Annotated in this window: 21 protein-coding genes; 8 read left to right on the top strand and 13 right to left on the bottom strand. The window is 52.4% G+C overall.

The genetic code is table 11. From position 1 onward, the window contains the following. The first annotated feature begins 225 nt into the window (after positions 1 to 225). Positions 226 to 825, top strand: coding sequence for a 16S rRNA (guanine(966)-N(2))-methyltransferase RsmD (rsmD, locus tag LGV68_RS20180; RefSeq protein WP_100268550.1), 600 nt, complete (start codon positions 226 to 228; stop codon positions 823 to 825). After that, the gene (locus LGV68_RS20175) at positions 822 to 1,088 is read left to right on the top strand and encodes a DUF1145 domain-containing protein (protein WP_020331953.1); all 267 of its coding nucleotides are present in this window, start codon (positions 822 to 824) and stop codon (positions 1,086 to 1,088) included. The genes rsmD and LGV68_RS20175 overlap by 4 nt, the downstream gene beginning before the upstream one ends. 24 nt (positions 1,089 to 1,112) lie before the next feature. On the opposite strand, the gene LGV68_RS20170 is transcribed toward LGV68_RS20175, so the two are convergent. The 4 genes from LGV68_RS20170 to LGV68_RS20155 all read right to left on the bottom strand — a co-directional run bounded on the left by LGV68_RS20170 (position 1,113) and on the right by LGV68_RS20155 (position 3,983). Continuing rightward, complete coding sequence (locus LGV68_RS20170) at positions 1,113 to 1,700, bottom strand: YhgN family NAAT transporter (RefSeq protein ID WP_020331952.1); 588 nt, start codon at positions 1,698 to 1,700, stop codon at positions 1,113 to 1,115. Positions 1,701 to 1,797: 97 nt separating this feature from the next. Then, a complete protein-coding gene (locus tag LGV68_RS20165) occupies positions 1,798 to 2,034 on the bottom strand; it encodes a YecH family metal-binding protein (protein ID WP_020331951.1) in 237 nt (78 codons plus the stop codon). Positions 2,035 to 2,101: 67 nt separating this feature from the next. Next, complete coding sequence (locus tag LGV68_RS20160; protein WP_226976467.1) at positions 2,102 to 2,737, bottom strand: lysoplasmalogenase; 636 nt, start codon at positions 2,735 to 2,737, stop codon at positions 2,102 to 2,104. A gap of 877 nt (positions 2,738 to 3,614) precedes the next feature. Then, positions 3,615 to 3,983, bottom strand: coding sequence for a DUF4145 domain-containing protein (locus LGV68_RS20155; RefSeq protein ID WP_252535965.1), 369 nt, complete (start codon positions 3,981 to 3,983; stop codon positions 3,615 to 3,617). Between the two features lie 227 nt (positions 3,984 to 4,210). Here LGV68_RS20155 and LGV68_RS20150 point away from each other — a divergent pair, with 227 nt between their 5' ends. Next, positions 4,211 to 4,540, top strand: a complete 330-nt coding sequence (locus LGV68_RS20150) for a DUF2500 domain-containing protein (RefSeq protein WP_020331947.1) — start codon at positions 4,211 to 4,213, stop codon at positions 4,538 to 4,540. Here the strand turns inward: LGV68_RS20150 and LGV68_RS20145 are convergent. After that, positions 4,537 to 5,550, bottom strand: a complete 1,014-nt coding sequence (locus LGV68_RS20145; protein ID WP_047459720.1) for an acyltransferase — start codon at positions 5,548 to 5,550, stop codon at positions 4,537 to 4,539. The two genes, LGV68_RS20150 and LGV68_RS20145, sit on opposite strands and share 4 nt — an antisense overlap. 229 nt (positions 5,551 to 5,779) lie before the next feature. Here LGV68_RS20145 and LGV68_RS20140 point away from each other — a divergent pair, with 229 nt between their 5' ends. Next, the gene (locus LGV68_RS20140) at positions 5,780 to 6,250 is read left to right on the top strand and encodes a Dps family protein (protein ID WP_055452912.1); all 471 of its coding nucleotides are present in this window, start codon (positions 5,780 to 5,782) and stop codon (positions 6,248 to 6,250) included. A gap of 21 nt (positions 6,251 to 6,271) precedes the next feature. Here LGV68_RS20140 and arsJ read toward each other — a convergent pair whose 3' ends face one another. From arsJ to rhtB, 6 genes are all read right to left on the bottom strand, one after another. Then, complete coding sequence (arsJ, locus tag LGV68_RS20135) at positions 6,272 to 7,498, bottom strand: organoarsenical effux MFS transporter ArsJ (protein ID WP_032372310.1); 1,227 nt, start codon at positions 7,496 to 7,498, stop codon at positions 6,272 to 6,274. Between the two features lie 48 nt (positions 7,499 to 7,546). Beyond that, positions 7,547 to 8,044 (bottom strand): cyclin-dependent kinase inhibitor 3 family protein, encoded by a 498-nt coding sequence (locus tag LGV68_RS20130; protein ID WP_222750149.1) that lies wholly within the window; start codon positions 8,042 to 8,044, stop codon positions 7,547 to 7,549. Continuing rightward, positions 8,041 to 9,045, bottom strand: a complete 1,005-nt coding sequence (locus tag LGV68_RS20125) for an ArsJ-associated glyceraldehyde-3-phosphate dehydrogenase (protein ID WP_252535964.1) — start codon at positions 9,043 to 9,045, stop codon at positions 8,041 to 8,043. Before LGV68_RS20125 ends, LGV68_RS20130 begins: the two co-directional genes overlap by 4 nt. Positions 9,046 to 9,055: 10 nt before the next feature. Then, positions 9,056 to 9,391, bottom strand: coding sequence for a metalloregulator ArsR/SmtB family transcription factor (locus LGV68_RS20120; RefSeq protein WP_020331937.1), 336 nt, complete (start codon positions 9,389 to 9,391; stop codon positions 9,056 to 9,058). A 91-nt stretch (positions 9,392 to 9,482) separates the two neighbouring features. Beyond that, positions 9,483 to 10,709: an EAL and HDOD domain-containing protein gene (locus LGV68_RS20115; RefSeq protein WP_020331936.1), complete on the bottom strand. Its 1,227-nt coding sequence runs from the start codon at positions 10,707 to 10,709 to the stop codon at positions 9,483 to 9,485. Positions 10,710 to 10,739: 30 nt separating this feature from the next. Beyond that, entirely contained in the window at positions 10,740 to 11,357 is a 618-nt protein-coding gene (gene rhtB, locus LGV68_RS20110) for a homoserine/homoserine lactone efflux protein (RefSeq protein ID WP_020331935.1), read from the bottom strand. 84 nt (positions 11,358 to 11,441) lie between these two features. Between rhtB and LGV68_RS20105 the strand changes: the two genes are divergently transcribed. Further along, a complete protein-coding gene (locus LGV68_RS20105) occupies positions 11,442 to 12,422 on the top strand; it encodes an alpha/beta fold hydrolase (protein ID WP_252535962.1) in 981 nt (326 codons plus the stop codon). Positions 12,423 to 12,536: 114 nt separating this feature from the next. Continuing rightward, positions 12,537 to 13,364, top strand: coding sequence for a Cof-type HAD-IIB family hydrolase (locus tag LGV68_RS20100; protein WP_020331931.1), 828 nt, complete (start codon positions 12,537 to 12,539; stop codon positions 13,362 to 13,364). A gap of 86 nt (positions 13,365 to 13,450) precedes the next feature. Here LGV68_RS20100 and LGV68_RS20095 read toward each other — a convergent pair whose 3' ends face one another. Continuing rightward, positions 13,451 to 13,912 (bottom strand): EVE domain-containing protein, encoded by a 462-nt coding sequence (locus tag LGV68_RS20095; RefSeq protein WP_061057093.1) that lies wholly within the window; start codon positions 13,910 to 13,912, stop codon positions 13,451 to 13,453. Between the two features lie 41 nt (positions 13,913 to 13,953). Here LGV68_RS20095 and LGV68_RS20090 point away from each other — a divergent pair, with 41 nt between their 5' ends. Continuing rightward, a complete protein-coding gene (locus tag LGV68_RS20090) occupies positions 13,954 to 15,483 on the top strand; it encodes a hypothetical protein (protein ID WP_252535961.1) in 1,530 nt (509 codons plus the stop codon). Next, positions 15,480 to 16,076 carry a DTW domain-containing protein gene (locus LGV68_RS20085; RefSeq protein WP_252535959.1) on the top strand — a complete coding sequence of 199 codons (597 nt, stop codon included), beginning with the start codon at positions 15,480 to 15,482 and terminating at the stop codon, positions 16,074 to 16,076. Before LGV68_RS20090 ends, LGV68_RS20085 begins: the two co-directional genes overlap by 4 nt. 28 nt (positions 16,077 to 16,104) lie before the next feature. Here the strand turns inward: LGV68_RS20085 and LGV68_RS20080 are convergent, their stop codons facing one another. Then, positions 16,105 to 18,588, bottom strand: coding sequence for an EAL domain-containing protein (locus LGV68_RS20080; RefSeq protein WP_252535957.1), 2,484 nt, complete (start codon positions 18,586 to 18,588; stop codon positions 16,105 to 16,107). Between the last annotated feature and the right edge of the window lie 2 nt (positions 18,589 to 18,590).

Genomic DNA, 18,590 nt, shown 5'->3' with positions numbered 1-18,590 from the left:
TTGAGCCAGCGAAGGTTTGGCTCTGGGCCGCATCAAAGTGACTTGGGTGTGTCTTCTTTTCTTAAAGAATTATCGCTTTTGCACAAAGAATAATGACAAAGCAGTGAAAACTTTTACGCTTGCTTGATACACTTTGCCATAATTTTGAATGCCAAACTTCTGTTCGCCCGGCGAAAAGGCGCACAGACTGGCTATAGTAACACTTAATTAGCGGTCAAAAAATCTATGCTAAGACGTCGTCAGCAAAACCCATCACAAAAACGCGCGCCAAGCGGTCAGGTTCGCATCATCAGCGGCCTGTGGCGCGGACGTAAACTACCGGTGCACGATGCCGAAGGCCTGCGCCCGACCACCGATCGCGTCAAAGAAACTCTGTTTAACTGGCTCGCTCAGGATATTCCGCACGCCAAGTGTCTTGACCTGTTTGCCGGCTCCGGCGGTTTAGGCTTTGAGTCAGCCTCTCGCCAGGCTGATAAAGTGACCATGCTGGAGATGAATCCGCAGGCCTTTGCACAGCTCAAAACCAACATCGCGGCGCTCAAAGCCAGCAACATTGAAGCAGTCAACACCGATACACTCGCCTACCTCAAGCAACCCGGCCAAGCGTACGATGTGGTCTTTATCGACCCGCCCTTCCGTCAAGGTTTGTTACAAGAAACGGTGCAGTTACTCGAGCAAAACGGGTGGCTAGCCGCTAACGCAATGATTTATATTGAGAGCGAAAAAGAACTGCCCCTGACTGAGTTGCCGGAAAGCTGGCAACTGTATCGAGAGAAGCTCGCGGGTCAGGTGTGTTACCGACTGTTTGAAAGGACATCCGAATGAAAATTCTGCTGACATTGGCCAAAGCCGCCATCGCGTTTGTCTGGCTGGTACTGCTGATCAACATCGTTATGCCATTTCCGGGCAAAGCGGCGATCGCCTTGTACATCATGACCGCTTTCCTGTTCTTCATGCACGGTTTGCAGATGCTGATCTTCGTTGGCGCGTTTGGTGACAAAGTCAAAATGAATGGCTGGGAAAAATGGTCCATTCTGATTTTTGGTATCTTTGCGCTGCTCGATATTCGCCGCAAACACATGATGTAAAAAAACCGCCGAATGGCGGTTTTTTTACATCCCTACGTAACTCTTAATACCGTTGAGGAACATCTGCGTCGACATCATGACCAACAACAGGCCCATCAGACGCTCAACCGCCTTGAGACCACGCTCGCCCAGTACCTTGTGAAAGAAGCCATAGAACATCAAAATCAGGAACGTACCCGACCAGGCAAGAATCACCGCCGCCGATAATTCCATCAGATTATCCGGGTACTGGGTCGACAGCAGCAATAGCGCTGCAATCACTGACGGGCCGGCGATCATCGGAATCGCCATTGGCACGATAAACGGCTCTTCACCCGCCGCGAGACCAGTAATGCTACCTGCACTCGGGAAAATCATCTTAATCGCGATAATAAACAGAATGATACCGCCAGAGATGCTTAAGGTTTCCGGCTGCACATGCAAGAAGCTGAGAATCGATTTCCCCGCAAACAAAAACAGCATCAGAATCACCAGCGCGAAACAGAGCTCGCGAACCAGCACAACACGGCGACGTTTGGGATCAAGGTGCTTTAGGATAGACAGAACAATAGGCAGGTTGCCCAGCGGGTCCATGATCAGAAACAGCATGGTTGCAGCCGATAAAATCTCCATAACACCTCAATACCACAACAAAAATTTTGCGCAGTATATCAGCGTCACTTATCGATTTCGATGTGTATTCCTGCGCTAAATGGCCATTTTGCCACCCTTAATGCTGGCAAATGCGCGCTTCATTCAGATGCCAGATCCCCGCTTCAATTATCACTTTGCGTTTGTCCTGCAAGAAAGCCAGCAAAGCATCTAAATCCATCCCGTTCAGCTTGCAGGTGTGGAAACGGGCATGCGTACCAAATTCCCGGCTGACCGCTTCACGCAGCGCCGCTTCCGTCATTGGCATTTGTTTGAGTAGATTGAGTACTTGGTGGGCATGGATTTCAATTGTCATCGTCGTTCTCGCAAGGATGGAAAACTCAGACTGTAACCAAAGGCGCCCTATCCGGCTTTGATTTAGCTCAGGGCAGCAGCACCACAGACGCCACAATCAGCCCCTGGGCCAGCAAATAGCTGCCGGAGATTAAGTACTGACCCAACGGCAGTGGACGCCGATAGTCATGGATTGCCAGCAAAAGCGCCGACAGCATGAGCAGCAGACTGCCGATGAATCCGGCCAGCGATGCAGATGATGGTAACTTCAGCCACACTTCTCCGGCAGCCCACGTCATTTGCAATAACATGATGCCCATGATGGTGACTGGAAAAATCAAGGTATCCAGTTGAGGTAGCAATAAGAAGAAGGCGACGATGCTGGTTGCGATCAGCAGGGCAGGCAACCACCAGACAATTGAACCGGAAATCTGAACCCAAAACGCTTTGCTGTAGAACAGCTGGGCCAGCAGAAAAGCGCCAAAACAGGCTTTGGGGCGAAATCTCAGCAGATGCAGTGAATCACCGACCAAGGCAGAACTCAACCCCACCGTCACCCACAGAACCGGAGCCGAAAAGGCGGCGGATTGCGTGACAGTGATGGACAGAAGCAAGGCTAAACTCACCGCTTTAAAAAACAGAGCGTGCTTTAGTTTATTGTTTTCAAAAGCAGAAATGCTGATAAGTCCCGATACCGCGACAGAAATCCAGCTCCACATGCCTATACCTCTTCTAAAATCTGCCGCCAGTGTAGGCATGTGACTTTCGATGTCCAGAACCAAGCTGCAAAAGTTGGATCTTGATTGCGATTCCTTGTTGAGGCAAAAAACGGACGAACATTTACACTGTTTACTCTTTCATCAACAAAACAGAAAAACCCTCCTCAGAGGCCATCAACAATGAAAAACAACGTTTTAAATGATACAAACCAGATTAAATTACACTTAAAGCCACTAATAAATTAAGAATTAATTTAATCAAAATCGATTAAAAACAATAAGATAAACTCAATAAAAAACAAACAAACCAATAAAGACCCTCCCAAATCAACAATGAGCCTCACCAACCAGTTTACCTTCCAATACTACTGGTTAGACCATACACAAATGACATTAAATCTCATCTATGATTTTTTATTTCTTAAAAAATGGGAATTCATGGAAAAATGACAACATACCAACCTCTAGCAAGCAAAAAACTGACAAAACGATTAATGAAACATTAATTTAACTTAATTAAATTAATTAAAAACAATAAGTTATACCAAAATGAGATTATTTAAAACTCACTATGATTATTTGATAATCGCACCAAAACCATACATCTAACTCACCATTTCAGGGCAGATCTTAAGATATAGAATGGTATTTTTAAGCATTTTGAAAAGATGGGCTTGATCAAGCCGTTAAACTAGTGCTATTCTGATCTCACTGAATGAAACCGAATAAAGGAGCAGTGTTATGATTTCTTCATCTCAGAAACAAGGATTAGTAATGATCGCAGTAATCGTTGGCTTAATGACACTGCCGATGATGTACTAAACATCTGTTACAAAACAAAAAAGGACGCCAAGGCGTCCTTTTTTAGTTCTTCACTCTTCAACTATTGCAGATGTTGTGACAACTCTTCCCAGTGCAGGTAGTACACCACCATCGCCGCGAGCGTCATCAGCATCATTAGCATGAATGCCACACGCCAGATAAACCGACCACTTCTTGGGGTCAGTTCCTTTTCACATTCGATACACACTGCGACAAACGCCTTTCTGTCTTCCAACTGATAGTGCTCTTCTTCCACCACTTGATTACTAATCGTGGCCACGTAATGCAGTTTGGCCAGCACATCATGTGGCAGGCGCTCTTCACAGCTGTTGATCAGCTCTTCCAGGTTTTGTCCCTGCGCGTGATATTGGGTCCTCAGCAAGGTTTCCAGTTTCCGCGTTCGCTCGACAACTTGTTCAATATCAGACATCACTGCCTCCCTGCTCATCCGCTTGTGTTTATAGTTGTTTCAGAATCTGTTGATCTATAGATAAGGGTGAGCAAAGCTCACTTCTAGCTTAGCCTTCAAATAGCAGGTCAAAGTGTGACACCAGCCGAAAAACTCACCTCTCTCACTGTGCATTTACCGGTTTATTTCGTCAAAGTGCTTATAAAATCAGATTATTAGCTTCCACTTGCTGCCAGATGGGGACGACGATGCCGAGCGTATTTTGGATTGCGATTATTGTACTGTTGCTGCTGGGGCTCTTTCTGTTCAGCCAGTTTTACCGCCGCCATATTCAGGGGGAAAACGCCCCAGAGCGCAGCACCGAAGTTATCATTCTCGATAAACAAAGCATCTCGGTTGAACATCCCCTGCCGGGGCAGGAAGATCGAGAGTACTGGATTTACGTGCAACAAGGAAAACTGGGGCCCAAACGCGAGTTTCAGGTCGGAGTGCACTACTTTCACGCTCTGAATCCAGGGGATCGCGGCGTGCTGACTTATCGCGGTACCCAGTTCTTACACTTTGCCTTGCAGCGCTAAGGCAACAACCAGCGGGTCTTGCCACTGCGAGAGACCAACCAGCTAACCCACAACGAAGCCGCGCCGCTCAATACAACCCACAGCGGAATCACCCAACCCGGATGCCCTTGATACCAGCCGTAAGCTTTCATCGGCCACAGGAATATCGGATGCAACAGGTAAATCCCCAGGCTGTGCTGGCTGATAAACGCCACTATCGTCTGCGCCCGCTGCGACAGATGCTCTGCCCACGCGCGACAAAGAATAAAAATCATACTCGCCGCCAGAATGGTATTGAGTGTCTTGTAAGAGAGCCAGCGCCCGACCGTGTAACCCTGATACTCCAGGCTTAACGTCACCACCGAATACACGGTGGTATAGAGAGCACCGCCGCCCAAGAGCAGCGCAGTCCAGACTACCCAAGGCGTATTCGGCACTTTCTGATACAGCAAATAGCCGAGCAACAGGTAGCCGCTGTAGAGCCACAATTCCGCGCTCCACACGCCATCAATGAAGAACAGGAACAGCGTCGCACTACCAAGCCAAATTGCCACCCACGCACAAATCGCCAGCGTATCGACCCGTTTCACCAACCACTGCAGCAACGGAATGACAAAATAGAGCGGAATGAAGTAATAGAAAAAGCCCAGATGGTAATAGGTTTCGTGTTGCGGGCTATGTTTGAGCGTATCGAGCGCCAGTGCGCCGTCAAACCCATTCGCGCTCCAACCGGAAAGATAAGCATAGAACAGCGACCAAATAATGAATGGCACCAGCACCTTGCCCAAGCGACGTCGCAAATAGTAGTGAAGATCAAAAGGACGCGGATCGCTGAGCATCAAAGCACCGGAGATCAGAATAAACACAGGCACCGCCCAGCGGCTGATCCCGTTGATGGTGACCGCCGTCAGCCACTCCGAAAACGGGATATTCCCCAGCTCCTGTCGATACGGCGCCAGCACGTGAATACCAATCACAGCCACGGCCGCGACACAACGCAACAAATCAAAAAAAATCACTCGCTTAGTCATAAACCACGCTCTCAAGCCGCCATAGAACTCACTATAGAACGATAACCATGTGCTGTGTAAGAGAAAGGTTAATGATTGGTGAGATCCTTAACTTATTTTCAGAACGATAGTTATTGCCTATCACAACAATGCACACAATCGAATATAGTTATACAAATCACAAGGTTATTATGCACTCAACGATTTCACAGAAATCCATCTATTTTCAATTACTAATGAGGTGAGTGTTATGACTACTAATCTGATCGGCCTGGACCGCAACCACAGCCAACAACTTGCTCAGTCACTCAACCGCCTGCTGGCCAACTACCAGGTGTTCTACATGAACACTCGCGGTTACCACTGGAACATCAAAGGTAAAGAGTTCTTTGAGCTGCACGCAAAATTCGAAGAGATTTATACCGATCTGCAAACCAAGATTGATGAACTGGCTGAGCGTATTCTGACGCTGGGTTACCAGCCGCTGCACAGCTTCAGCAGCTATCTGGACAGCACTGAGATTCAGGAACACATCAACGCGACCGACGGCAAAAGCACCATGCAAGGGCTGGTCAACGGCTTTGGTGCATTGATCACACAACAACGCGCCATTCTGGCTCTGGCTTCTGAGGCTGGTGATGAAGGGACTGCTTCACAAATGGGTGACTACATTCGCGAACAGGAAAAACTGGTGTGGATGTTGAATGCGTGGTTGCAATAAGCCAATAAAAAACAAGCCCGTTTAACGGGCTTGTTGTGACAGTTTCGGTAATCCGAGCGAAATTAGGCTGGTCAGCATGAGGAAGCCCAAAGACACCCAAAGACATGCGGCCAGCCCCCCGACCTGAAACAGATAACCCGACAGAATCGTACCAATCAAACGTCCCATCGCGTTGGCCATGTAGTAAAAGCCCACATCGAGCGACACGCCATCGCCCTTGGCATAACTGACAATCAGATACGAATGCAGGGATGAGTTGACCGCAAACACCGCGCCAAACAGCATCAACCCTACCGTGATCACCCATTGCGGGTGCCAGTTCAGCGTGACACCGAGCGCCACCCCTGCCGTCACCACACACAGCATCACCGCCCAACGCAGTGCAGCATGACCATCCGGCAATTTACCCTGCGCTTTACCCGTAATGCGCGGCGCGATGCTTTGAATCACGCCATAACCGATGACCCACAGCGCAAGAAAGCCGCCAACCCAGATGTGATCCCAACCAAACACGGTGCCAAGATAGACCGGCAGCGCGACCACAAACCACACATCGCGCGCGCCAAACAAAAACAGACGCGCCGCCGACAGAATGTTCACCGACGTCGATTTAGAGAAAATCTCCGAGAACTTGGGTTTGGCCTTGGCTTTGCCGATATCTGAACTCAGCCAGGTCAGGCTGCCAATCAGCACCAAAACCAACACCGCCGCCATGCACGCCACCGCGAGCTGGAAGCCGAGCAACGTCAGCAGCACACCACCTAAAAAGAATCCTGCGCCTTTGAGCGCGTTTTTCGAGCCGGTCAGAATCGCAATCCAACGATACAGCGCGCCCTGTTGCTCATCCGGCACCAACGTTTTGATCGCGCTTTTCGCGCTCATCTTGTTGAGGTCTTTGGCGATGCCGGACAGCGCCTGCGCGGCCATGACCCAGGGAATGGTCAGCCACACGCTGGGCAGCGCCAACATCCCCAACGCAACGATCTGCATCGCCAGCCCGACGTTCATGGTGCGATTGAGCCCCAGTCGCGCGCCCAGCCAGCCACCGATGAGGTTAGTGACCACGCCAAAGAACTCGTAAAACAGAAACAACGAAGCGATCGCCAGCGTGTCGTAACCGAGCTGATGGAAATAGAGCACCACCAGCATGCGCAGCGCGCCGTCCGTCAGCGTGAAGTTCCAGTAGTTGAACGTCACCAGCATGTACTGACGGATCGAGTGGTCTAATTTGGCATAAGTTTTCAACATATTCCGATCCAAAATGAGCTTGGGGATCATGATGATCCCAAAGCCCGATTAGCTGATCACACCCGCGACGTGTTCGATGTAACAGCGCTGCTCCGCTTTAGTAAACGCGCCCGGACGCAGGGCCTGAATGCGTTCAATACACTGATCCAGCGGCCAGCCGATATCGAGCAGCAAATGCCCGGCCAGCAAACCGGTACGGCCCGAGCCACCCATACAGTGGATCGCCACTTTGTCGCCGCGTTTGAGCACACTGCGCAGTTGCGGGCTGACGGTTGGCCAGTGCTCAGTAAAGAGCTCATCCGGCACACTGTCGTCTTCAATTGGCAGATGAATCCACATCATGCCAAGCGCTTGGGCGGTATAACCGAGTTGCTCAACCTGTTTGGCCTCCATCTCTTCACGCGTGATCGCGCTGACAATCACACTGACGCCGCTCGCTTTCAGCTGCGTGAGGCTGTCAAACAGGCTGACGTCTTTGGTGCCCGGGCACGGCATCAGCACCAGCGCCGCGTTCTCGACCGGCAATTCCCATGTCGGATGCATCATTTCGCCAGCCCAACCTTACGCACCAGTTCAGCGGTGCGGGTCGCGTAACCCATTTCGTTGTCGTACCACGCATAGATTTTCACCATGCGCGTGCCCACCACCATGGTCGACAAAGCATCAACGATGGTCGAACGTTGGTCACCGCGGTAATCAATCGACACCAGCGGTTTTTCTTCGAAGCCGAGAATACCTTGCAGCTCACCTTGCGAGGCTTCTTTCAGCAACGCATTGACTTCTTCGGCGGTGGTATCGCGTTTCACATCAAAAATGATGTCGGTCAGCGACGCATTCGCCAGCGGTACACGCACCGCATGACCATTAATCTTGCCCGCCAGTTCCGGGAAAATTTCCACAATCGCCGTCGCGCTGCCGGTGGTGGTCGGGATCAGGCTCATGCCGCACGCACGGGCACGACGCAAGTCTTTGTGCGGCGCATCCAAAATGGTTTGCGTGTTAGTCAAATCGTGAATGGTGGTGAACGACGACTGCTCAATGCCGAGTTTTTCGTGAATCACTTTCACTACGGGTGCAATGCAGTTGGTGGTGCACGAGGCCGCGGTGACAATGCGATGCTGCGCGGGGTCGAAAATGTGATCGTTCACACCGACCACGATGTTGGCAATGCCCGGCTCTTTGACCGGCGCCGACACCACTACACGCTTGACGCCCTGCTCCAGATACTGGTTCAAGAACGCCGTTTTGCGATGCACGCCCGTGGCTTCAATCACCACATCGCAACCCGACCAGTCCACCGCGCTGATGTCACGCTCCTGACTGGTGGTGATGCGCGCGTCACCAATCAGCATGGTATTACCTTGCGCTTCCACCGCATGGGACCAGCGCCCTTGCACCGAATCGAACTCCAGCAGGTGTGCCAGTGTCGCGGTATCGCCAGCGACATCGTTGATGTGCATAAATTCGACTTCTGGCCAGTCAAATGCTGCACGCATTGCCAAACGGCCAATGCGGCCAAATCCGTTGATTCCGACTTTAATGGTCATTTTTCTCTCCTTAACAGCACGGGCGGTCGGCCATGGTCGCCAGTCGCTGACTGTCGACGCCGTATTGTTGTTGCAAACAGTTAGATTGTTTTAATCCGTCGATAATTTTGTTCAGCCAGCCTGGCAGCTGGTCTGAAATCTGGTAGTAGACCCATTGGCCCTGGCGTTCGTCCACCAGCACACCGCTCTGGCGCAGCTGCGCCAGATGGCGCGACACTTTCGGCTGGCTCTCTTGCAGCGCATGCGTCAATTCGCACACACACAGGCGTTTTTCACGGGCAATCAGCAACAGGCAACGCATACGCGTTTCATCCGCCAGCAGCTTAAAAAATTGGTGAGGTAGCATTGGTGACTCCAATATATTCACATATCCATATATCTTAAATGCAAAAAAGCACGCGTCAATGCGCGTGCTCTCGTTGTCATAAAAGTTTCATCTATTCGACGCGGTTGACATCCTGGCTCCAGCGTGCCGCCGCGGTGAGATCTTGAGTGACATCATTGACTTGCAATCCCAGTTGCAGACAACAGTGTTCCACCCCTTGCCAATCGGCCTGCTCAAAGCATTCTTCCAGATTGAGTAGTTCACCAAACGGGCCGACGCGCTGATTCAGCGCATCTTTGATCGCTTTGCTGAGCGGCAATTGCTCTACCAGTTCATCCAACGACGTATCCAGCAGGACATCAAGCAGCGAAAACAACCCGACCAGAAATGCCTGATCTTTATGTTCCGTAAAGGGGCGCTTGGCGGCCATCAGTTGGCAGAACTGCGCCCGTTGCAGCGACAGGTTGTACAGCTCTTTCGGTTTGTTGGCCGAAATGTACGATGCTACCGCCAGCGACACGAAAATTTTCAGCCGATCCTGCCCCAGATACACCAGTGCCTGGCGAAAAGAGGAAATCGGCACTGCAATCCGATCTGACATGCTGTTCACAAAGCGCAGCAGCTTGTACGACAACGCTAAATCCTGCGCCACAATGTGTTCAATACGTTCGAAATTGACGTCGGGGCGGCACACTTCCTGAAACAGTTGCATCGCCAGCACGTGTTCCGGGCTGACATAGCGCTGTTTCATGATTTGCGGCTTGCTAAAAAAGTAGCCTTGGAAGAAGGTAAAACCGGCGCGACGGGTCTGTTCAAACTGCTCCTCGGTTTCTACCCGTTCAGCAAGAAAACGGCGACGACTGCCACGCTCAAGACGTTGTTGAACAATGGCGCACGCTTCGTCAATGCCCAGCGCCATAATGTCGAGTTTGACGATGTGCACGTAAGGCAGAAAACGCTCCCACTCCGGCGCGAACACAAAATCGTCCAGCGCGATCAGATAACCGCGTGAACCGAGTTCACGGATTGCAGCTAAGAGTTCATCGGTCGGCTCACAAGTCTCCAGCACCTCGACCACAATCTGGTCTTTGGGCAACGTCAGCGGCAACCTGCGCAACAAGCTTTTGTAGGGAAAGTTAATAAAACAGCGGGAACGGGCGATGGACGGATTCGTGCCCATCGCCAGAAAATTTTCGACAATCAGTCGATATGTCGCACGATCAGAGTCCATGTGCTCAGGAAACGCATTCTCTTCCCCATCACGAAACAGCAGCTCATATCCTAATGTCTGCCGCTTCGCATTTAAGATGGGTTGTCGTGCTACATAAGTGGTATACATGTCACCCTCAAGCGCATTCGGCGTGGGTTATCAGGCTTTAGCCGCCGCCAGCAGCGCGCCACAACCCATAAACATCGAGCCGAATACTCGGTTAATTTTACGCATGATGCGATCGGAACGAATAAAGCGTCCCATTTGTGAGGCCAGCGAGGTATAGCCCAGCATCACGAAAGAATCTATGGTAACGGTTGTGATGCCCAGTACCAAGAGCTGGGTCATCTGATCTCTGGCCGGATCAAGAAACTGCGGAAACAACGCAACCAGAAACACAATCGATTTCGGGTTGGTCAGGTTAATCAGAACCGCTTTGCGCAGCAAAGTTCCGGCACTCAGCGTTTGTGTGGCCGCATCGGCGACCAGGCTGGAGCGATCGCGCCATTTCTGAATGCCAAGCCACACCAGATACACCGCACCGACCCATTTGATGATGGTAAATGCCAGCGCCGATTGCGCCACCAACGCACCAATGCCGGCGCCCACCAGCATAATGTGAATGGCAAGGCCAATTTGCAGGCCGGCGATCGACGCCAGCGACTTGCGCGTGCCGTAACTCAATCCGTTACTGATCGAGTTCACCGTACCGGACCCCGGCGCCAGACTAAAAACAATAGCAGTGGCCACATAGGCCAGCCAAACATGCGTATCCATTGCAATTCCTCTCAACTCGCTTATTCTAGCGACCTTAGACAACCAATTTGATACTCACCCCATGTGATGAACCGAGCGAGTGTTATGACCTCACCTTATACTCAAGAGTCAAACTTTGAGCAAGCGATCCAACATGAGATCGCCGATTTCTGGCACACTCGCGCCGAAGGATTTTATCGTTCTTTTGATAAAACAAAGCTTTACTGGTGCTCCCTCACCAAGCCGGAACACAGCAAAGCGATTGTGGTGGTCAATGGCCGCATCGAATCGGCCTGGAAATATCAGGAACTGTTCTACGATCTGTTCCGCCAGGGCTACGATATTTACTCTTATGATCATCGCGGTCAGGGGTTATCGGATCGATTAATCGACGAGCGAGAGATGGGGTTTGTCGGCGATTTTCACGACTACGTACAGGACCTGTCCGGCCTGCTCGAACTGTGGGATCTGCGTCGTTATCAGCAACGTTTCCTGCTGGGGCATTCCATGGGGGGCGCTATTGCGACCCGTTATGTGCAAACGCACCCGCATCATGATTTCGCGGCGATGGCACTCAGCGCGCCGATGTTTGGGGTCAACATGCCTTGGCAGCTGCGTCCGGTGGCTTTGTCGCTGTCACAGATGTTAACCACGCTGTACAGCAAACCCACTTACGCCCCCGGTTATAGCGCTTATCTGCCCAAACCGTTTGAGATTAACGCGCTCACTCAGAGCGAAGTGCGCTACCGCTGGTTCCGCGAGCTTTACGAGACCAAGCCGGAACTGAAACTGGGCGGCCCCAGCACCCGCTGGGTCTGGCAGGGCCTGATGGCTGCCAAACAGTGCATTCAGCTTACCCGCCAAGTACGCCTGCCAACGCTGGTGCTGCAAGCAGAAGCCGATACGATTGTCAGCAACGAAGCGCAAACCCGCTTTGTCACCAAGCTGGCGCGCACCAATCCACACAGTGCGATTGAAGTGATCCTCGGCTCGCGCCACGAGCTGCTGTTTGAACAGGATCAGTATCGCAATCAGGCGCTGGATGCATTACTCGACCACTTTGCGAACGTGAACCAAGCCAAATAGAGGAAATTTTGCTCCGTCAGGTTTACCCTCTTTTTCCTCTTTCGCTTCACGTACACTAACCACCCAGAGACGCGCCTGCTTCTCCGCTATTTCACCTGTGATTAAGAGGGTTTTATGACCACTGAACGTAACGCATCACCATTTCGCATTGTGGCTTCCGATCTTGACGGCACGCTGCTGGCACCGAATCATCAACTGAGTCCGTTTGCCAAACAGACACTGAAAGATCTGCACCAGAAAGGGTTCACGTTCATTTTCGCTACCGGTCGTCACCACGTTGACGTGGCGGGCATTCGTGAAATTGCGGGCATTCCTGCCTATATGATCACCTCGAACGGTGCGCGCGTACATGATCAGAATGACCAAGAGATGTACAGCAAAAACGTTCCGCCACACTTAGTGCAGGCGATCATTGATCTGGTGAAAGAAGAGCAAGACATCTACGTTCACATGTACCGCGATGACGAGTGGTTACTGAACCGCGAAGATGAAGTGCTGCGCGACTTCCATGAGGATTCCGGTTTTACCTACCAAATTTTCGACGTAAATGCAGCGCCGACCGACGGCGTGGCCAAGGTGTTTTTCAGCAATGAGAGCCACGACCACGAGCAACTGGTGAAATACGAAACGCTGATCAATGAGCATTTTGGCGATCAGGTCAACGTCGCTTTCTCAACCCCATGGTGTCTGGAAGTGATGTGTGCCGGCGTGTCGAAAGGCGATGCGCTGCAAGCGGTCGCAGAATCACTGGGTCTGACGCTCGACAACTGTATCGCGTTCGGCGACGGCATGAACGACGTTGAAATGTTGTCGATGGCCGGCAAAGGTCTGGTGATGGGGACTGCTCACGAGAAAGTGATGCGCGCCCTGCCAAATAACGAAGTGATCGGCAGCAACGCCGATGACGCGGTGCCGCACTATCTGCAAACGCACCTGATTTAATCTCGCGCTTGTTTCGATAGCGCACAAAAGGCAGCCTCGGCTGCCTTTTGTGTATCGGTGACGGATTCACCTGTAAATTGCTGACATCAGCGCAGCGTTTCTTTACTCAGAATCGCCTGCCACTCCGCTTCACTGACTGGCATCACCGACAAACGATTGCCACGTTTCACCAGCGCCAGTTCACTCAGCTCTGGCATCGCTTTTAGCACGCTCAGCGGAATCACACGCTGCGTTTTACGCACAAACTCGATATCGACCATCACCCAGCGCGGGTTGTCCGGCGAGGATTTCGGATCAAAGCAATCACTGCTTAGGTCAAAGGCAAAGTGATCCGGATACGCCTCACGCACTACGCGCGCGATGCCAGCCACCCCAACCTGTTTGCACGAGGAGTGATAAATCAGCACTTCATCGCCCACTTTGATCGCATCACGCAACATATTGCGCGCCTGATAATTGCGCACGCCTTCCCAGCACGAAACCTTTTGTGTCCGCAGAGTGTCAATAGAGAAGGTGTCTGGTTCTGTTTTGAACAGCCAATATGCCATAATGAAACCCGTTTAATGTTCTGTCACGAGGAAGATATAACATGAAGGCGCTGAGAAACCCAGCCGCAATCCTGACCGCCCTTATCCTGCAAGCCTGTTCCAGCAGCCAGGCCCCTCAGCCGACCGAAACTGAGCAGCCCAAAGCCAGCCTGGATCAACCCGCGTCGATTCAGCCACAACAGTTTGTGTTGCGTGGCCAGATGGTCGTCGGTCCGGAAGTGCGCGCTCTGACCCCTTGTGGCAGCAATCAGCAGTTGTTACTCGATATGCCGGAAGCGCTGGTGAAACAGGCGACCGAGCTGAGCCAGTCGCCGTACCAAATCATGTATGGCGAAGTCATTGGTCACCTAGCGCCGCCAAGCCAGACTGGCTACAACGGTGATTACGCCGCACGCTTTGTGGTAGAGCAGGTGAATATGCTGAGTGCTGAAAACCCGCAGCGCTGCAACTTAGCCGCCACGCCAACCCGCGCGTTTGGTACCGAACCGTTCTGGAACATGAATTACACCGCCGATGGCCTGACTTTCCAGCCGCTCGGTGGCCCTAAACAGACGTTCAAGATTGACAGCAGTCGTTTGTCTGCCAACCAACGCCTCTACCGTTTCAACGACGGTGAACTGACCCTGACGCGTGAATCCTGCTCCGATGGCATGAGCGACACGCTGTATGGCTGGCGTTCTGAACTGAGCCTCAAAGGCGGCGAATACAAAGGCTGCGCGACGTTGGGCAACAGTGACCCGACGCTGGAGTGGGTTGGCACTTACTTTGCCAGTTCCACCCAGAACAACGGCTTTAGCGTCACACTCAATCTCAATGCCGATCATATGGCCACGACCCGCTATCACTACAGCAGCGGAGAAGCCGATATCGTTGAGCGCGGTTATTGGCAGCAGTTGAATCCGCGTCAGATTCAAGTGGTGATGACCCAGCATCAGCAACAGTATTTACTGTCAGAACGCGTCTTCACCCGCGACGGCAGCACGCTCAGCGCCGACAAAGAGAAAGTCGGCAGCGTGGTCTACCCGATCGCCAACGGCGGATTGGTGCTGTTTTCTGCCAGTCAGGTAACGGCTCCGCAAGCAATGCTGTTACCGATAGACGAACAGCAGATTGCCTCCCGCGATGACTACGAAGAAGATGTTGACCAAGCGCTGCGCCGCTACTTTGCACTGCATAACACCGCGCCGGAAAACACGCAGTACCGCTGGCTGAAATACGATTTGAACGGCGACAGCCAGCCTGAACTGCTGGTACAGCTGGACTGGTGTGGTTCCGGTGGCTGCACGCTGCTGGTGTTCCAGCAGCAGAATCAGGAGTGGCGCTTTAACAGCCGCATTACGCTGGTCCGCACACCCTTTCAACTCGGTAAGCAGAACACTCACGGATGGCAGGACCTGATGCTGCCGGTCAGTGGCGGCGGCGCGCAAGCCGCAACCCACCGTTTGCAATACAATGGCATCAGCTACCCGGTCAATCCGAGCATCGCTGACGTTGCCAACCAAGATGACATCAGTGGCGTCACCCTGTTTACCGACGGCTTATCACCCAAGCAGGCCGGAGTGAAACTGTGACACCTTGCCCGCAATGCCTGTTGGTACACCAATGCGTGTGCCCTCAGGTACCTCAGCTTAGCAGTACGTTGCAATTGTCCTTATTGATGCACGACAACGAAGCTCAGCGTGACACCAACACCGGGCGCTGGCTTAATGCAGCCCTGCCTGACTGCCACAATTTCAGCTGGAGCCGGGTTGAGCCTAACGCCGCACTCAACGAGCGCATCGCCGACCCTGGCTATTACTCGCTGTTGGTTTACCCGGGAGAACAGAGTCTGAGCTTGGATGACGCGCTGAAGCAGGCACGCATACTGGAGCGCCAGCCGCATTTTATTCTGCTCGACGGCACCTGGCAGGAAGCGAAAAAGATGGAGCGCAAAAGCCCGTGGCTCGAGGATTTGCCTCGAGTCACCCTCAGCCCGCAGCAACTGTCGCGCTATCGGCTGCGGCGCAATCAGAGTGACGGCCATCTGTGTACACTGGAAGTGGGGTGCGAGCTGCTACGCGCGATTGGCGAAGCGCACAATGCCGAGCAACTCGACGCTTTTTTTGCGGAATTTATGGCGATTTTTCAGGCCGATAAGAGCGGCCATCGCTGGCAGCGCCCTTAATCATGAATGTTAAGCGTGAATCTTCACCTTAGCTGAGGCGCTGCGGCGCGCCCAAATGGAAGCCTTGCAGATAATCGACGCCCATCTCTTCGCTGATGCGGCGCACGTCATCATTGTGGACAAACTCAGCCACAGTTTTGGCATTCAGCACCTGACACAGCTGCACCAGTTGCTGAGCGATACGGCGCTGCTTCACATCCTGATCGATATTACGAATCAGGCTGCCATCGAGCTTGATCACCTGCGGTTCCAGTTTGACGATTTCATCAATGTTGGAATAACCGGAACCAAAATCGTCGACGATGATGCTCACGCCCAGCGAACGGAAATGGTTACACACTTCGATCATGTGGCCATAATCTTTAATCTGTTCGGTTTCCAGCACTTCCAGACCAACCCGACTCGGATCCGGCAACGATTTGATCGCCTCTTCCAGATTGAGCAGCGTGCGCTCACTCATAAAGTCCTGCGGCGCAAGGTTGATGGAAAAGGCTTCGCTGCGATCGCGCATCAAATCAAAGGTACGATTAATCATCTGACGACTGAGACGAGTGTAGAGATGCGTGCCTTCGATGATCGGCAAAAAACGCCCCGGCAAAATAATTTCGCCGTCATCTTCAATCCGCACCAGACATTCATACGACGCGAGTTCATGGCTGTGTGCCTTGAAAATCGGCTGCGCGTAGACCAGCACGTTGTTATCCAGCACTGCCCGGCTCACACACGATAACCAACCCAGCCGCTCCTGACGCATCTGCTCTTGGGCGCGCAATTGGCTGGCGTTACAGAAATGGCGGTTGTGCTGCTGTGCGTGTCGACGTGCCTCTATCGCGCGCAGCAATAAATCATCCGGATCTTTGTCCGGAAAATCACGGCGGCTGACCAAACCGGCACACAGCGACACCGAGACATAATCCACCTCCGGCAGACCGAAAGGTTCGAAGTTCACATGCTCCAGTTGGTCAACAAACTGAGAGAACGTCAGGTGAATAAACTCTTCATCCGCTTCACTGCGAAACAGTGTGGCCCACTCGCCCACACCGATAGCAAACAGCTCGCTGCGTCCCGCCAGATGCTGATGCAGATAGTGCTGAAAATGAGCGCTGAGATCCTGCAGCAGACGGTCGCCGACTTGATAGCCATACTTTTCATTAATCTGGTTGAAGTTCGTCAGTTTGAGTGCCAGCAGATGATGGTTGCCAGCCATGCGCAGTAATTTCTCACGCAGCACGACCCGGTTCGGCAATCCGGTGCGCGGGTCGACACGATAACTGGCCGTCAGCATGCTGGCCTGACTCTGAATCTTGTGCGCCAGGTTGAGGTTCATCTCATCCAGATCCGACAGCGAATTACGAATCAGACTGAACAGAGGAGCAATGACATCATGGCGGCCAAAGCTAAAAGGCTCGCTCGGCCGTTCCACCACGTCGCCTTCACGCAGGGCGAGATAGGTCATGCTGTGATGCAGCGTGCGCTGCATGGTGCCGTCATGCCACAGCTCGCCAAAGCAGTAACAACCTTGCGTCGGTGCGACGGCCTGCAATGGTAAAAGCTCTTGGTTTTCTTCGATAAATTCCAACCGCGAAGTGCAGTTGTAGACAAAAATCTGTTCAGGCTGAAAAGTGCGCAGTTGCTCAGCGCCAAGGTACACTTGCTCAAGCGTCAGTGACGGATGGTCAAAACAGAAGCGGACTTCATCGCCCACCGACAACGGCTTATTCAGGACCAGACCAGGCTCATCCTCATACATCGGCACGTACACGTCCTGACGCTGTAAGTCCCCTTTGATGAGCGGAAAGTTGTGCAGCAGCTCAAACGGCACATGCTGACCATCGCCCAGGTAGCGGTTATATACGTCCTGCACTGGCAAATCATCAAGACGATACAGCGTATTGCCATCAGCTTTGGTGACGCGGAAATTACGCCCGATCGGGTTCCATTCCGTGTAAGCCGCATTGCTGACATGCAAATTGTCACCATGCAGCGCCACCGACACCATCGCATGCTGGTAGGTTTTGGTGCCAAGCAACACCCAGCGCTCGCCATCAACCTGCCCCGCCGCACCACCAGCCACCGGCACACCCGGCGTCAGATGATTGAACGCACCGATACGTTCGGTCCGCTCCATGCTCATGCGCTCTGCAAAGCAGATGATCGCCCGCGTATTGGCCTGCACCGCTAAATCGCTCACCAAGTTCTGCGTATCACGCACCGGATTACTGCTGTAGCGACTCACCGCGCTGCTGAGCGTCGTGTCATCAAAGCGGCTGAACAGCAGCAGCGTACCCTGATGGTGAATATCACCGTGATGAATGAGTTGCCCTGAACTCAGACCAATCAGCGTGGCTTGTGGATAAATATGCACAAGTTGCTCAGCCAAGGGCTCGATCTCCTGCGCAGGCAGACTGGAGAACAACTGAATAAGCGTACTGCCATGAGCAGAAAAGGAGAAGTCCGATAAGGCTTGATTAAGCGATTGATGTGCTGGAATAAAAAGCGAGGATGTGAACATGT

Origin of the sequence: Vibrio sp. LQ2, assembly GCF_023920125.1 — a bacterium.
Classification (GTDB): Bacteria; Pseudomonadota; Gammaproteobacteria; order Enterobacterales; family Vibrionaceae; genus Vibrio; species Vibrio fluvialis.
This window is presented reverse-complemented; position numbering and strand designations above follow the sequence as displayed.

Excerpts from the sequence above, each read along its gene's own strand:
- LGV68_RS20165 (WP_020331951.1), bottom strand. The coding sequence starts at position 2,034 with ATGACAATTGAAATCCATGCCCACCAAGTACTCAATCTACTCAAACAA.
- rsmD (WP_100268550.1), top strand. The coding sequence starts at position 226 with ATGCTAAGACGTCGTCAGCAAAACCCATCACAAAAACGCGCGCCAAGC.
- LGV68_RS20175 (WP_020331953.1), top strand. The coding sequence starts at position 822 with ATGAAAATTCTGCTGACATTGGCCAAAGCCGCCATCGCGTTTGTCTGG.
- LGV68_RS20095 (WP_061057093.1), bottom strand. The coding sequence starts at position 13,912 with ATGGCATATTGGCTGTTCAAAACAGAACCAGACACCTTCTCTATTGAC.
- LGV68_RS20125 (WP_252535964.1), bottom strand. The coding sequence starts at position 9,045 with ATGACCATTAAAGTCGGAATCAACGGATTTGGCCGCATTGGCCGTTTG.
- LGV68_RS20090 (WP_252535961.1), top strand. The coding sequence starts at position 13,954 with ATGAAGGCGCTGAGAAACCCAGCCGCAATCCTGACCGCCCTTATCCTG.
- LGV68_RS20115 (WP_020331936.1), bottom strand. The coding sequence starts at position 10,709 with ATGTATACCACTTATGTAGCACGACAACCCATCTTAAATGCGAAGCGG.
- LGV68_RS20105 (WP_252535962.1), top strand. The coding sequence starts at position 11,442 with ATGACCTCACCTTATACTCAAGAGTCAAACTTTGAGCAAGCGATCCAA.
- LGV68_RS20145 (WP_047459720.1), bottom strand. The coding sequence starts at position 5,550 with ATGACTAAGCGAGTGATTTTTTTTGATTTGTTGCGTTGTGTCGCGGCC.
- LGV68_RS20080 (WP_252535957.1), bottom strand. The coding sequence starts at position 18,588 with ATGTTCACATCCTCGCTTTTTATTCCAGCACATCAATCGCTTAATCAA.
- arsJ (WP_032372310.1), bottom strand. The coding sequence starts at position 7,498 with ATGTTGAAAACTTATGCCAAATTAGACCACTCGATCCGTCAGTACATG.
- LGV68_RS20170 (WP_020331952.1), bottom strand. The coding sequence starts at position 1,700 with ATGGAGATTTTATCGGCTGCAACCATGCTGTTTCTGATCATGGACCCG.
- LGV68_RS20100 (WP_020331931.1), top strand. The coding sequence starts at position 12,537 with ATGACCACTGAACGTAACGCATCACCATTTCGCATTGTGGCTTCCGAT.
- LGV68_RS20130 (WP_222750149.1), bottom strand. The coding sequence starts at position 8,044 with ATGATGCATCCGACATGGGAATTGCCGGTCGAGAACGCGGCGCTGGTG.
- LGV68_RS20140 (WP_055452912.1), top strand. The coding sequence starts at position 5,780 with ATGACTACTAATCTGATCGGCCTGGACCGCAACCACAGCCAACAACTT.
- LGV68_RS20150 (WP_020331947.1), top strand. The coding sequence starts at position 4,211 with ATGCCGAGCGTATTTTGGATTGCGATTATTGTACTGTTGCTGCTGGGG.
- LGV68_RS20120 (WP_020331937.1), bottom strand. The coding sequence starts at position 9,391 with ATGCTACCTCACCAATTTTTTAAGCTGCTGGCGGATGAAACGCGTATG.
- LGV68_RS20155 (WP_252535965.1), bottom strand. The coding sequence starts at position 3,983 with ATGTCTGATATTGAACAAGTTGTCGAGCGAACGCGGAAACTGGAAACC.
- rhtB (WP_020331935.1), bottom strand. The coding sequence starts at position 11,357 with ATGGATACGCATGTTTGGCTGGCCTATGTGGCCACTGCTATTGTTTTT.